At 30.0% G+C, this 14,618-nt stretch carries 8 protein-coding genes; 2 read left to right on the top strand and 6 right to left on the bottom strand.

Features of this window, described 5'->3' with window-relative positions; all coding sequences use genetic code 11:
• Positions 1 to 124 precede the first annotated feature (124 nt).
• On the top strand, positions 125 to 637 hold the full coding sequence (locus tag ACJAX4_RS08510; protein ID WP_435789032.1) for a ferritin: 513 nt from the start codon (positions 125 to 127) through the stop codon (positions 635 to 637).
• A gap of 55 nt (positions 638 to 692) precedes the next feature.
• On the opposite strand, the gene ACJAX4_RS08505 is transcribed toward ACJAX4_RS08510, so the two are convergent.
• From ACJAX4_RS08505 to ACJAX4_RS08485, 5 genes are all read right to left on the bottom strand, one after another.
• On the bottom strand, positions 693 to 1,730 hold the full coding sequence (locus tag ACJAX4_RS08505) for a hypothetical protein (protein WP_435789031.1): 1,038 nt from the start codon (positions 1,728 to 1,730) through the stop codon (positions 693 to 695).
• A gap of 75 nt (positions 1,731 to 1,805) precedes the next feature.
• The gene (locus ACJAX4_RS08500; protein WP_435789030.1) at positions 1,806 to 3,035 is read right to left on the bottom strand and encodes a competence/damage-inducible protein A; all 1,230 of its coding nucleotides are present in this window, start codon (positions 3,033 to 3,035) and stop codon (positions 1,806 to 1,808) included.
• Between the two features lie 46 nt (positions 3,036 to 3,081).
• The gene (locus ACJAX4_RS08495; protein WP_435789029.1) at positions 3,082 to 4,029 is read right to left on the bottom strand and encodes a phosphoglycerate dehydrogenase; all 948 of its coding nucleotides are present in this window, start codon (positions 4,027 to 4,029) and stop codon (positions 3,082 to 3,084) included.
• Between the two features lie 96 nt (positions 4,030 to 4,125).
• Positions 4,126 to 7,056, bottom strand: a complete 2,931-nt coding sequence (locus ACJAX4_RS08490) for an insulinase family protein (RefSeq protein WP_435789028.1) — start codon at positions 7,054 to 7,056, stop codon at positions 4,126 to 4,128.
• A gap of 263 nt (positions 7,057 to 7,319) precedes the next feature.
• Positions 7,320 to 12,752, bottom strand: a complete 5,433-nt coding sequence (locus tag ACJAX4_RS08485; RefSeq protein ID WP_435789027.1) for a diguanylate cyclase — start codon at positions 12,750 to 12,752, stop codon at positions 7,320 to 7,322.
• A 305-nt stretch (positions 12,753 to 13,057) separates the two neighbouring features.
• Here ACJAX4_RS08485 and ACJAX4_RS08480 point away from each other — a divergent pair, with 305 nt between their 5' ends.
• Positions 13,058 to 13,405 (top strand): protease inhibitor I42 family protein, encoded by a 348-nt coding sequence (locus ACJAX4_RS08480; RefSeq protein WP_435789026.1) that lies wholly within the window; start codon positions 13,058 to 13,060, stop codon positions 13,403 to 13,405.
• Positions 13,406 to 13,465: 60 nt separating this feature from the next.
• Here the strand turns inward: ACJAX4_RS08480 and ACJAX4_RS08475 are convergent, their stop codons facing one another.
• On the bottom strand, positions 13,466 to 14,329 hold the full coding sequence (locus ACJAX4_RS08475; RefSeq protein WP_435789025.1) for a methionyl aminopeptidase: 864 nt from the start codon (positions 14,327 to 14,329) through the stop codon (positions 13,466 to 13,468).
• Positions 14,330 to 14,618 lie beyond the last annotated feature (289 nt).

Raw genomic sequence — 14,618 nt, 5'->3', positions numbered from 1 at the left:
AATATTATTTAATAATAGTAACTATTTGAAAATGACTATTATAGTTAATATGTAAACTATTATAGATAAATGATTCTAAGGGTATAATTATTTTTATACTCTATAGAACTCAAGGAGGATTATTATGATAAGCGAAAGATTGTTAAGTGAACTAAACAACCAGATAAACTTCGAATTTTATTCTGCACACATCTATTTAGCTATGGCAGCTTATTGCGCTGCAGAGGATTTTGATGGTTTTGCTAATTTCTTTAAAGTTCAAGCTGAAGAAGAAAAATTTCATGCAATGAAATTTTATAATTATGTAAATGATATGAATGGAAGGGTAGTATTAGAAGGAATGCCTGACCCTCAAAACGAGTTTAAATCACTTCTTAATGCTTTTGAAGTATCCTTAGCACATGAGAAGATTGTAACTAGAAGAATTTATAACCTTACAGATATTGCTACAGAAGAAAGAGAGCATGCCACTATAAGCTTACTTAAGTGGTTTATTGATGAACAAGTTGAGGAGGAATCTAACTTTACTAGTGTTATAAAAAAACTTACAAGAATTAAAGATGACCCTTCGAGCCTTTATATGTTAGATACAGAACTTGCAGCTAGAGTTTATGTTCCACCAGTTACAACAAAATAAAACATATTCTTAAAGGCACATATAAGTGATTATATGTGCCTTTAAAATTGCAATATTACAAATTTTTTATAAGCGTAAGTAAATCACTATATACACCATAAGCCGTTTGTTGAATTTCAGGATTCTTTTCTATTATTTGTACTTCTCCCATTAAATCTGTTGTTATACTTAAAATGGAAGATGTGGCATCTATACTACTAAATGTATCATTACTGCTTATATAAACTGGATGAACTCTGCCTTTTATTATATCATCTTCAACATATCCTTCGCAAAGAAGCTTGATTTTACAATGTTTGTCTTTAGCGTTTTTAACCTCATCTAAAGTTATATGTGATATCCCTTGTCTGTCTATTTGTGTAGGATTTATATTTGTATCCATCAACACATTTAGTAAAGCCGCAGTTTTTGCCGCTGCATCCCATCCATCAATATCCAATGAAGGGTTTGCTTCTGCAAAGCCTCTTCTTTTAGCTTCATTAATAGCTTCTTCATAACTATTTTCATTTTCCATTTCTTCTAAAACAAAGTTAGTGGTAGAGTTTAGTATCCCTTTAAAGGCTAAAACCTTGCAGCCTGGAAGTGTATATTTAACAAAATTAAAGATAGGAGTTCCATCCATTACCGTAGTTTCAAATAAAAATTGAAGACCTTTATCTTTTGCGTTATGACGAAGCTCTTTATACTTAAAAGCTATAGGCCCTTTGTTTGCTGTTATAACATGCATGCCCATATCAAAAGCAGCTTCAATATGGTTTATTGCTGGCTGCCCATCATAAATAGATAAGGTGCTTAATTCAACTAATAGATTAGAACTACAACTTCTAATAATCTGCAATGTTTCCATTGTCACCGTATCTTCTCCGCTTGGATCAAATCTTCCAGTGCTTTTAACCTCTCTAAGGGCTTTTGTAAGATCTATGCCAATAGAGTTAATAATCGAACCCTTTGACCTCCCTGCAATAGCTGTGACTCTAATTTCGTATCCTGTATCCTCTTCAATCTCTGAATTTTTAGTTATTAACATTCTACAGAATTCCTGTGCTGCATTCCCAAATCCAACTAAACATATATTTATTTCCTTGTTATGCATTTGCATCACATCCTTTTTTCATACCTATTAACAGCCTTTACTATGAATTTTTGATTTATAATAAATCTCTTGTAATTACAAGAGCTCTCTTCTAACTAAATCTAACAGTTGCATAGTTGCCCTTTCACGTATTTTCTGCCTATCTCCGGATAATTTAAGCATTTTTGTTTTAGTTTCTCCGTTTATGCATAAACCTACGTATACTAGTCCCACTGGTTTTTCTCCACTTCCACCACCTGGTCCCGCAATTCCCGTAGTGGAAATCCCAATATTTACACCTGCAGTTTTTGCTATGCCTATTGCCATTTCAGCTGCTACTTCACTGCTTACTGCACCATATTTATCTAAGGTTTCCTTCTTTACTCCAAGCCTTCTGATCTTGGCCTCATTTGTGTAAGTCACAACACCTTCCATGAACACAGATGATATCCCTGGATAGTTTATAAGTCTACTAGCTATCATTCCTCCTGTGCAGGATTCAGCCGTGGCTATAGTCAAGTTTTTACTCACTAGCATTTCAGAAAGTACATTTTCTAATGTTGTATTTCCTTCGCCATAAATGTTAGCATCTAATCTGCTACGTATTAAATCTTCCATAGGTTTAATAATTCTTGTGCCTTCTTCCACAGTATCTGCCTTTGCTGTAATTCTAAAAATCATTTCTCCATCTTTAGCATAGGGCGCCACCGTTGGGTTTGTTTGATTATCTAATATATCTTCTATCATTTCTTCAGCTTTGCTCTCTCCTACTCCAATGACTCTAAGCACCTTTGAAACTAATACCCCCTCTTGAAACTTCTCGAGATAAGGGACCACAGCCTCCTCAAACATAGGCTTCATTTCTCTAGGTGGTCCAGGTAAAAGCGCAACCGTCTTTCCGGTTTCTTCTATTATACATCCTGGTGCTGTACCATTATTATTAGGAAGTATTATTGCATCTACTGGAAAATATGTCTGTTTTACATTATTTTTAGACATTGGTCTATTCATATCCTTAAAATGACCCTCTAAAATTTTAAGAGAAGGTTCATGAATCACACTTTTTTTATTGAAATATTCAAATGTTACTTCCTTAGTTAAATCATCCTTTGTAGGTCCAAGTCCCCCTGTAGTAATAACTAAATCGGCTCTGCTAAAAGCAAGTGCATATGCTTCTAAAAGTCTTTCTCTATTATCTCCAACTACCGACTGATGATAAACTGCTATTCCTAAATCTGCAAGTCTCTTTGCAATATATTGTGCATTTGTATTGACTATATCACCGAGTAAAATTTCCGTTCCTACTGCTAATATTTCTGCTTTCATAATTCACTCCTCCTTGATGTCCGCCTCATTGCAAGCGACATCTATTCTAATACCCCTTTTTTAGATCTACTACATTTACTAATTTTTCACCTTGTACATATTTTTTCATGTTCTCATATATAAGGTTAAATCTTCGCTTATTTCTCATCTCTGAAATCCAGGAATTGTGAGAGGTTAATATAACATTATTTAGATCCCATAAGGGGCTCAGTTCTTTTAATGGTTCTTCTTCGTATACGTCTAATGCAGCCCCCGCTAGCTTACCATTTTTTAAATTTTCAATTAAAGATATCTCATCCACGATGCTACCTCTAGCTACATTTATAAAATAAGATCCATCTTTCATAGCTTTAAACCTATCTTCATTAATTAAATGGTGTGTAGCTTTGGTATAAGGTATTGTACACACAACCACATCACATAACTCAAGCATTTCGGAAGTTCCTTTCATATCATAACATTTATTGAAATATTCAACATTTGTGCCCTGGGTGTTTACACCTAATATATTTACACCGAACCCTTGAAATCTTTTAGCTGCCTCAACTGCTATCGTACCTGTTCCAATAAATCCTATAGTTTTACCATATAACTCAAGAATACTCGTTTCCATTTTCCATTTTCTATTAACTTGATTTTCATATAACTTCTTACTACTTTTAAATAGTTCTAGGGTTTTTAATACAATCCATTCGCCCATTGGTATACTATAACCACCTTTATTATTTGTAATTATAATTGAAGTGTTTTTAACGTATTCTAATGGTAATTGGTCAATGCCTATGCTAGATAATTGGATCCATTTCAGCTTTTTCATTCTGTCTATTTCCAAAGTTTTAAATGGATCATAGCAAACTAAAACCTCTACGTCCGCTAAGTCTTCACTATAAATTAAATCTGATTCTTTAACTACTTTTATATCATATCCAAACTCTTCTATATCTTTCATTTTTTCTCCACCATAATTGTATGTAAAAAGTACTTTAATTGCCATATAGGGCATGCCTCCTCTAAGTTTAATTTTTGTTACATTGAAAAGATGCCCTTTGCCACGGGTTTGCCTCTTAAAAAAAAGGTGCCGTAAGGCACCTTATTTAAATATATTTACTAAACTAGTGAACATATCTTTATTATCTTTAAGTTTAGTTTCATTACCTAGTACACAATAGTAGTCTTCTTTTGTAATCTCTTTTAATAATGCACTAAAAGAATTAATATCCTCTGATGTTGTGCTTAATACTTCTTCTCTTTCCTTTTGTCGTTGCGATTCTGAAATACCTCTTATATAATATCCTGTAGCCCTTTCTCCCTTCATAGAAGGTGTTAATGGCGAATCGAGCTCACTTATTGTTCCAATAATATATTTGGTCATTTCTCTTTCTGAGGCCTTAAAGCCTGCTATATATTTATATATTTCGTCGTATGTTTTTAAAGTATCCTTGAGGTCTGGATCGCGATAAGATACAAAAATCATGTTACCGGTTCTAGTTATATTTGCAAAACAACCATAAGCTCCACCTTGCACACGTACCTTATTCCATAAATAGTCTAGACTTGCTATAGTTTTAAGTACTAGCATCTTACCTGAATAGGAATAGCCTTTTTTAATAAAGTTATATCCTTTTGCTACATACTGAACATCTGATGAAGTTAATAATCCCTCATTATTTTTGCTAAGCTTAAAATCATACTCAGCATCCGACCGTTTTTCTTTACCTAATACATTAATAATTTTAGGTAGTTCAGTTGCAAAAGTTGTATATATACCCTCTTCCCCTGTAACGCTTATTAAAAGATTATTCACATTGAATATAAGCTTTGATACCTTTTCTAAATTTTTAATGATTTCTTCTGCCTTATTATCAAAATCTCTTTCGATTTCATCAATAAATTTATAAAAAGATATTCCTGAAATCTTTTCAATATAAGCTGAGGCAGGTGCAAAGTGCGAAGTAAGTCTTCCAGCTGCTGTAATATGTCCTCTATCAACAATTTTCATTTCCTGCCTTGATTTTAATTGCTGAATAAGTTCCTTAAGTCTTTTCTTTTCATCAAATTTAGTAGTACTAATTATTTCTGCCACAATATCAAATAGTTTTGGAATACTAGTTTCTAAAGCTTTGGTCTTTACTACTACCTTAGGACTGTATTTTTCATAATTTTCATTTTCACCATATACTTCTGTTGCAAAGTGAATTCCGCCTGTATGAATATTAATATCATTAGAAAGGTCTGCATAATTATTATCCTTCGTACTTATCCTTCCTAACATAGTTGATAGTAATGTCACATAAGGTAATAGCTCCATGTCTACTTTTTTAGCATCAAACAATATATTTATATAGGCTATTTTATTAGTAAATATCTTATGAGATAATACTTTTACTCCTTGTTCATCCCTTTTCTTTAATGGCAAATGTTCTACTGTTTTTTCAATATCCGAGCGTTCTAGTAGCGGAATAGATTCAAGTGCTTCATCAGAATCTGGTGTAGTTTGTCTTTCTTTAAGCGCTTTTGTTCCTTCTATTATTTTTTGTATTTCGAGTTCTGATAGATTCTCCTTGTAACTTGCTAACTTTTCTTCTAATTTCTTAGATTTTTTTTCTGCTAGCCCCTTTTTACCATTTAAAATAACCATAGAACTATGAGTATTGTTTATTAAATACTTTTCTATAAGCTTTTCGAAATAATCTGTAGTTAAGGCAGCTTTTATTTTACTTAAATAACTCTCATACTCTAAATGCATAGTTGGATCTTTATCGTAAAGCCAGCTATCCATACTCGTTATATAATAGTATAATCCTTTTGGGAAACCCCCTAAATCAGCCTCTCGTAATTTAAACTCCGTGATATTTATACAAGCTTCTATTAGCTTTTTATCTATTCCTTCTTTAACTATTTTCTTTAAAGCTCCAAATACAACTTGCTTGAATCTTTCTTTTTCACTTTCGTTAGAATTTTTAACTACTATGCTAAATACTGGCTGAAGTATGCTGTTATCAAAACTTCCAAACACATCTTTACCAAGCTCTGACTCTATAAGTGCCTTCTTAAGAGGCGCTGCAGCACTTTCTAGAAGTAGATATTCTAAAATTTCGAAAGCTAAATGTAACTCCGGATTACTAATATTATCTCCTGATACAAAATTCATGCTTAAGTAAGTTTTTCCAACCTCGTCGTCATCAGCGGAAATAGGATAATTTTCTACTACTTCTTTCATACTACTAAATGGTTTCTGCAGCATTATAGCTGAATCTACTGAGATTTCATCAAAATTATTTAGATATTCCTCACTAATAAATTTCAACTGTTTATCAATATCTCCATCTCCATATAAAAATATATAACTGTTTGAAGGATGGTAATACTTTTTATGGAAATCTATAAATTCTTCTTGCGTTAAATCTGGTATGAATTCTGGATCTCCACCTGATTCTACACCATAAGAAGTGTCAGGAAAAAGGGATTCTTGAATTTTACGCATAAGTGCGCCTTCAGGTGACGAAAATGCACCCTTCATTTCATTATAAACCACACCTTTATAATTTAGTTTATCTTCCTTGTTTTCTAATTCATAATGCCATCCCTCTTGCATTAATATTTCCGGATTAGAATATATATTAGGATAAAAAGCTGCATCTAAATATACATCCATAAGGTTAAAAAAATCTTTTTCATTTTTACTTGCTAGAGGATATATTGTTTTATCTGAAAAAGTCATAGCATTTAAAAATGTATTTAAAGATCCCTTTATGAGTTCAACAAAAGGCTCCTTTGTTGGAAACTTTCTAGATCCACAAAGCACTGAATGCTCTAGTATATGTGGAAGTCCATTACTACTTGTAGGTGGTGTTCTAAACCCTATAGTAAACACCTTGTTATCATCGTCATTTTCCAAATGAAGTAGTTTAGCTCCACTTTTCTCATGCTTAAATAATCTTGTCACTGAATTTAACTCTTCTATTTTCTTTTCCTGGATTAACTTGAAACCATGATATATACTGCCAATAGTAAATTTCATTTTATCCTCCTCATACTTTCATATTATTCTTCCTATTTCATAGGATCAACTTGCCACCTGGGCGGCATCAATTTATGTCTAATATATTCATTATACACCACTTTATACCATACTACCAATCACATAAATGATTTAATACATCTATGTTTCCTCATTTTTATTTTGTCTATTCTAAATATTAAAAATAAAATTACTTACTTGAACTTCAAATATTATTACTATAGATTAAAACACTCAGAAGCATAGCTTCTGAGTGTTTTAATCTATAGTATTGGAACTATTATCTTACCTAGAATATTTACAAAGTTAAAATCCTCGAAACTAAATTCTTTTATCGTCGTTGATTCTGTTAAATACAATACGCCTTTTACCACATCACCCTGAATCAGTGGAATAGCCATAACCGACTGCCAGTTTGGCCCACCCGTTACCCTATCATACTCAGTTATTGTGTCCCAATCTATTTTGAATACTCCTTGTTTACTAATAAATACAGATTCTATTATATCCTTGTTATACGCATCTGTATCTATCCACTCATTTTTCAAAATTTTTCTTGAATATGTTTGGATAATATCTTCGTTCTCCATAATAAATAAAATACCATTATTTGCTTCTGTAATTTCAATAATTCTACCGAGCAAGCTATATATTTTATCTTCTGTGCTTGTTTTTGCGTTTGTAAGCTCAATTAGTTCTATCATTGCAAGTACATTTCTATGGTCTTGTATTGCATTGCCTGATATTATCCCCGTAAGTCTATCTGTTCTTTTAGCCTTTTTAGAGAATTCACTATTCCAAATAGAGTATCTATTTCTTCCCTGCTCCTTTGCAACATATAAAGCCTTATCTACCCTCTCAACTAATTCATCTTGCCACTCTCCATGAAGTGGATATGTTGCAATACCCAAGCTTACGGTGAGATCCCGTCTATTATCCAGTATTTTTTCATCTTCTATTTTGTATCGTAGCTTTTCAGCCAGAATTTCAGCATCGCAAATATCCGTATCTGGTAGAATAACGATAAATTCTTCTCCACCGTACCTACCTACAATGTCTGTTTCTCTTAGATTATTCATAACAACAGCGCAAACCCTTTTAAGGGCATAATCTCCTGTCCTATGACCAAACTTATCATTAACCCTTTTAAAGTGATCTAAGTCATACATAATAAGAGAAAACTTCCCCCCAGTTTGACTTGAAAGTTCAATTTGTTCATCTAAGGCTTCTTCTAAATATTTTCTAGTTAGCGTTCCTGTCAATTTATCAATAGAAGCGCTTAATCTAAGTTTGTATTTTTCAATTACAATACCTATAACATTACTAAGTTCCATACATTTTTTCATACTATCACTATTAAGATTATTTAACACTCTTTGTGATTCAATATATACATATCCAATAACATGCTTATTGTAATGTGAATTTTTTCTTCTTTCACTTTTAATAAATTCTTTTTCACTCGTATTCCCCATAATAATCGGAATGCAAATAGACGCCTTTAAAGTATTATGAATACCATTTGCGTTTTGTTCTATTGGCACGTCTGTTACCAAACTCGGTTTCTTTCTACTAAAAATTTTATATAAAATTTCTTCATTTTGCGGCAATTCATTTTTTCTGTCACTAGCCGCAATAACTTTATAATCCTGGTCATTGTCAGCTATAATAATAGTCGCCCTTGTGGCTAACGTTATATAAGACAAATAATCTATTATAAGTTCTAGGTTTTTTGCATTATCTTCACCTAAATTTCCTAACACATCACTTATGTCATGAATATCATCACGGAGAGAGGAAGAATATATTTTTTTTATAGACTTAATAAAATTCTTATTTTTTAAGATATCTTTATGATTTACTTGCTCTAATAAATATAACAGCTCATTTTCATCACTAACTTTAATAGGCTTAAACTCTAAAATTTCTGAGTCCTTGTTACTCTTATAATAATTATTAATGGCTAGAAATCTATTAAAGGGCTTTAATCCACTATTGAGCTCCATGTATGATAATCTATATTTCACCGGTAATTGAAAAATTATATCCTTTAGTATGCCACAAGCCTCAAAATAGTAAATTACTGCATATAAATAATCCTTTTTATCAAAGTAGTAGTCTCCAATAGAGGTATATATTTTCCAATATATATCAACTTGTTTGTACCTTTTTGAATACTCTATGGCCTCACTTAAAAATTTAATACCCTTCTTTTTTTCCATTAACCCATCAACGTATAATTTTTTAACATACACACGATTGTCTTTTATATCAGTATCAATTTTTCCTATTTCATAAAGAATAATAGAAATATATTCTTTTTTATCGTTCTCATATAAAAATAATATTATATCGTAAAATATATTAAGCCTATTCTCCATAGATGATATTTTACCAGCTATAGTTATGATGTTTTGGATATTATCCTCCGTGCATTCATCATTTTCTCTCAGATAAAATACTATATACTGATTTATTGCAAGTGCGCGCCATTTAAATATAGATTCGTCCTTTTCATATAACTTTAGAGCCTTCTGTATATAAAACTGAGCCTTTTTTAAATCCCCAAATTTATAGTTAATTTTAGAAGCCAAGAAGTAAAACTCACCTATATCTTTACCTTGATCAGGATAGCTTTCAAGTTCTCTTTTACATAACTCATAATACTTATAAGCATTAGCATAGTTACCTAGTTTCAAATAAACACTAGAAATAGAGCTATAGCAATAGAAAATATTAGATTCGTATTCATATTTTTTACACTTTTCTAGAGCTTCAACAAAATATTGTAAGGATATTATATAATGTTCTTTTGAAAAATATGTAGAGCCAATATTTATCAATACGTCAATCTCACTGCTGCTCATATTATTTTTTTTACATATATCCTTTATTTCCATAAAATATCTTATAGCTTTATTATCATCTTGATAGTACTGTCCGTAAATTACGCCGATATTATTTAATGATTTTATTAATATAACAATATTATTATATTTGTTACACAACACTATATTTTTCTCAAAAATTAACAACGCCTCTCGTACTCTTCCACTTCTTAAAAATGCTAAGCCCTTATGGTTGTAGAATATAGATTTTAGCTCTTCATATTCGCCTATGCATAATTCTAGATAACTGTCACATATAGTTTGCACTTTGTTATACTCCTGCCTTATGTCATATACAGAAGCCAGAATTCCTTGGCATTTAAGTTTTCCTGAAAGATAATCTATATTCTCTAGCATAGTTTGGACTTTTTCAATATAATGAACCGTCCTATCTATATCATTCCTACCTAAATACACTGCCGCAACTTGAATTAAGCTATCAATTATAAATTTATGGAGCTCAGTATCTTCTTTATACTTGTCTATTGACAGATAATAATTTATAGCTAGATCTATATGCCCTTCTTGTTCGTGCAGCGCCGCAAGATCCATAATAATTTTTATATTTTTAATGTTATCCCCTGAATAATGCATTATAGTTATTGCTCTAGTTAAATTTTTTATTGCATCACTTCTGTTTTTTAGAATCTTCATTTTTTCTGCATTTTCAATGCAATAATCAATAATTTTACCATGTTGATTTGATTTTTCTAAGTGATAAATTAATTCATCAATATATTCCGTGAATCCCTGTACATATTGATGTTGGAGTAATGTTGAGGCTAGCGTATGCATAGCTTTTCTATCCTCATCACAAATTTTTTCATACATAAGATTCTTCAGAAATTTATTATAAAAGTCAAATACAAAACCCCTATCCTCAATCTTTCTACATAATATTCCCGAGGAAATAAGCCCCTCAAAATCATTGTTTATGTCCATATAGTGATTTTCAATAAAACTTTTAATTATTTCTATAGAGACTGCGCTTTGAAATATTGATATTATTTTTAAAATATCAATATTAATTTGTCGCATATCTTTAATTTGATTTAATAGGACTCCATGCATATCTGATGGTATTATAAAGTTAGAACATTCATGATCCTTAGTCCAATATCCCTTTACTTCATCCACATAAATATATTTTTTATTAAAAAAGCTCTTTATAATTTCCTCAACAAATAAAGGATTACCCTTAGTCTTTTCATATATACTACTAGCAAATTTATTAGGTATATTAGGCATACTTAGAATATTTTGAATCATTATACCTACTTGTTTTTCACCTAGTTCTTTTAGAAAAATATTGTTTACATCACTACTCTTAGATATATTTTTTGTAAATTCCATAAATCTTTTATTTTGAATACATTCTCCATCACAGTAAGACATCATAACCATAATGTTTTTATTGGGTAGTCTCTTTCTTATAAGATATTCAATGAGTTCTATAGTAAAATCATCTGCTAAGTGAAAATTATCAATAATTATAACTATAGGTATATTATTTATACATTCTTCTATAAAACCCGTAGTTCTATTGATAAGTCTAAATCTTTCTTTACCACCGCTTAATGGTTCAGTAGGTATTATGTTTTTTTTACCACTTAGTTCAGGTATAAATTTAACTAGTTCTGACTCATATCTTTCTAATACCTCTGTTTCACATTCAGAAATAAATTGTTTTAATATATCTACAAGAGCCTTATTACTATTTTTAGTTGATGCATTCAATATAAAACTTTTATAAACGTTTACTTTTCTAAGAGATAAAATATATTTTAGTCCCTTAAGAAACCGTGTTTTACCAATACCTGATTCACCATGAATTAAAAAAGTAGAATTATAATTATTTTTATTTTTAATAGATTCATAAACATTAATTATTTTATAAATTTCTTCATCTCTACCAATCATTTTCAACTTAAAGTTTAATTTTTCTGTCTCTTCTTTCCTATGTGGTAAATACTTCTTATGAAAGAAAATATTTATATCCATTATTAGGTCTGAAATAGTCTCGTATCTTTTGGTAACATCGCTACATATCATTTTTTCAATAACCCTTTTAATATTAACATTATAATCTTCATTATTATTAAATATTTCTTGGATCCTAAATTCATTAATAGGGTTAATCCCTTCCTCAATAACAAAATTACTATCATTGCTTTTAATATATATAAGAATTAATAATATTCCTAGTGAATATATGTCACTAGAAGCGCTAGTCTTTTTTCCTTCTAATAATTCTGGTGCCCTAAAATAATCAGAATTATTTTCATCTTTCCAAAGACTATTTTTTTGAAGCTCAATTGTTGCAATATCTTTGAATTTAATTCGATGGTTTTTACTTGATGCATTATTTTCACTAATTATATTAGACAAATTTATATCGCCATAATTAAATGCTTTTAAATGAAGATAATTTATACTTTGACAAATATCTATAAATAAGTTTAATATCTCTTCACTTGACATATCACATACAATATCTAAAATATCAGAGTTGTTTTGCACATACTCATTTGTATAAAAGTAAACTTTCTCATTTAATTTCTTATTATCTAAAAGATTAACTATATCAAATTCATATAGTGCTATTATATTTTTACATTCTAAATTGGTTAAACTTATAAACTCCTTAGTATAGAATTCTATCAGCTCTTTTTTTATATACTCTGAATTAAGAATATTTAATTGTACGGTATCATAATTTTTTATTATGTCATTTACTACATAACTGGAAACTACCCTGTTTTGTTTTATAGATTTAACTATTCTGTACCTATTGTTAATAATTTCCATTATAATCACTTCCTCGCATGAAATTAAATACTTAATAATAATTAAAAGTATCTTAAAATTGAACTTATTTTTATTTTATAAAAATATATTATATTTTATTACTATTCATACTAAAATTACATTTATATATTATTATACCAAATTTATGTAGTTTTTGTCTTCTATTCTTATGAAACGTCAAATATTACTACTAAAACAACATTTACAATATTGTTGTTACATGGATAAAATAAAATATTTTACAGACAATAGTAATAGTGTGATTTTTTTAATTCATATCAATAGTTTTTGAGGATGGTGATCACTTGAATATTAAATATAATGATTTTAAATTGAATACTATTGCTTTGAGCCATGAGCTTATAAATGTTATTCATTTAGATGAATACATACTTGTAGAACTTTTAGAATCTCCTTCTACTGGATATTGTTGGTTTTATACAGTATCGGATTCTTCTATTATTTCTTTAGAAGAAAAAAAAATATATGATTTTAACAAACCAAATATAATAGGTGGAACGGTTCAAATTGTTTGGAAATTTAAGTGCTTAAACCCTGGCGAATGTAAAATACTTTTTTCTTATTATAAAAGTTGGAAAAATGAATCTTCTCCCTTAGATGAGTTTATATATGTAATTAAAGTAGAACAATAATCCTTATAAAATAAAAATACTCCCTTATCTATGGGAGTATTTTTAGTGGTTTGTAAAACTTTAAGTTAGTATCTCATATCCTGTTTCAGTAACCCTTATCGTGTGTTCCCACTGTGATGACAAGGAACCATCTACTGTAACCGCTGTCCAATCATCTTCAAGTACATCTGATTCAGCGCTGCCCATATTAATCATAGGCTCAATAGTAAATGTCATATTCGGAAGTATTATCATTCCCTCACCCTTTTTACCTACATGAGGCACAAAAGGTTCTTCATGGAATTCCAATCCAACGCCATGTCCACCATAATCATAGACTACGGAATACCCATGACTTTCTGCATGCTGCTGAATTGCATATCCTATATCTCCAAGTGTATTAAATGGTTTAACCTGTTCTATACCAAGTTCTAGACATTCCTTTGAAACACGGACTAAATCTGATACCTCTTTAGAAACTTCTCCAATTATAAACATTCTGTTGGCATCACCATAATAACCCTCTAATATGCAAGTCACATCTACATTAACTATATCTCCATCTTTTAATACTGTATCATCCGGTATACCATGGCATATCACATCATTTATTGATGTGCATACACTTTTAGGAAACCCAGAATAACCTAATGGTGCAGGATATGCATTATGCTCCACAGTATACTCATGTACCCAGGTATTTATATCATTTGTAGTTATTCCAGCTTTAATTCTTTCAGAAACCATATCAAGTATCTCATGAGTTAATTTACTGCTTTTTCTAATACCATCTATTTGATCCTCTGTTTTCATAATATCTCTCGGTATTTTGTACCCTACTTTTTTCTCTATATTGTTTATAAATGTATCCTGTTCCGCATGACATTTTTTATATTTTTTGCCACTTTCACACCAACAAATATCATTTCGTTCTAATTTTTTCATTATATTTTCCTCCCAATTGAAATTATTCAAAACATCAATTTCAATGATGATTCACCCTTTATTATAGTTTATAATTTCAATTTTTTAAACTAATATTCATAAATATTAATTTAATTCGCAACATTTTATATTTTTCATTTTATTACGTTTAAAATTACACATTATTCTATTTATAAACAATAGTTGAATTTTTACCTATAATATTATAAAATATACTTATATGTCTATTTTATATTTTGATTATAAATGATTATTTATATTTAAGTTTCTACATTTTAAGGGTGGTGTA

Source organism: Clostridium sp. (assembly GCF_051278035.1).
GTDB lineage: Bacteria > Bacillota > Clostridia > Clostridiales > Clostridiaceae > Clostridium_AD.
The sequence above is the reverse complement of the archived record's forward strand: the minus strand, read 5'-3'. Positions and strand labels throughout refer to the sequence as shown.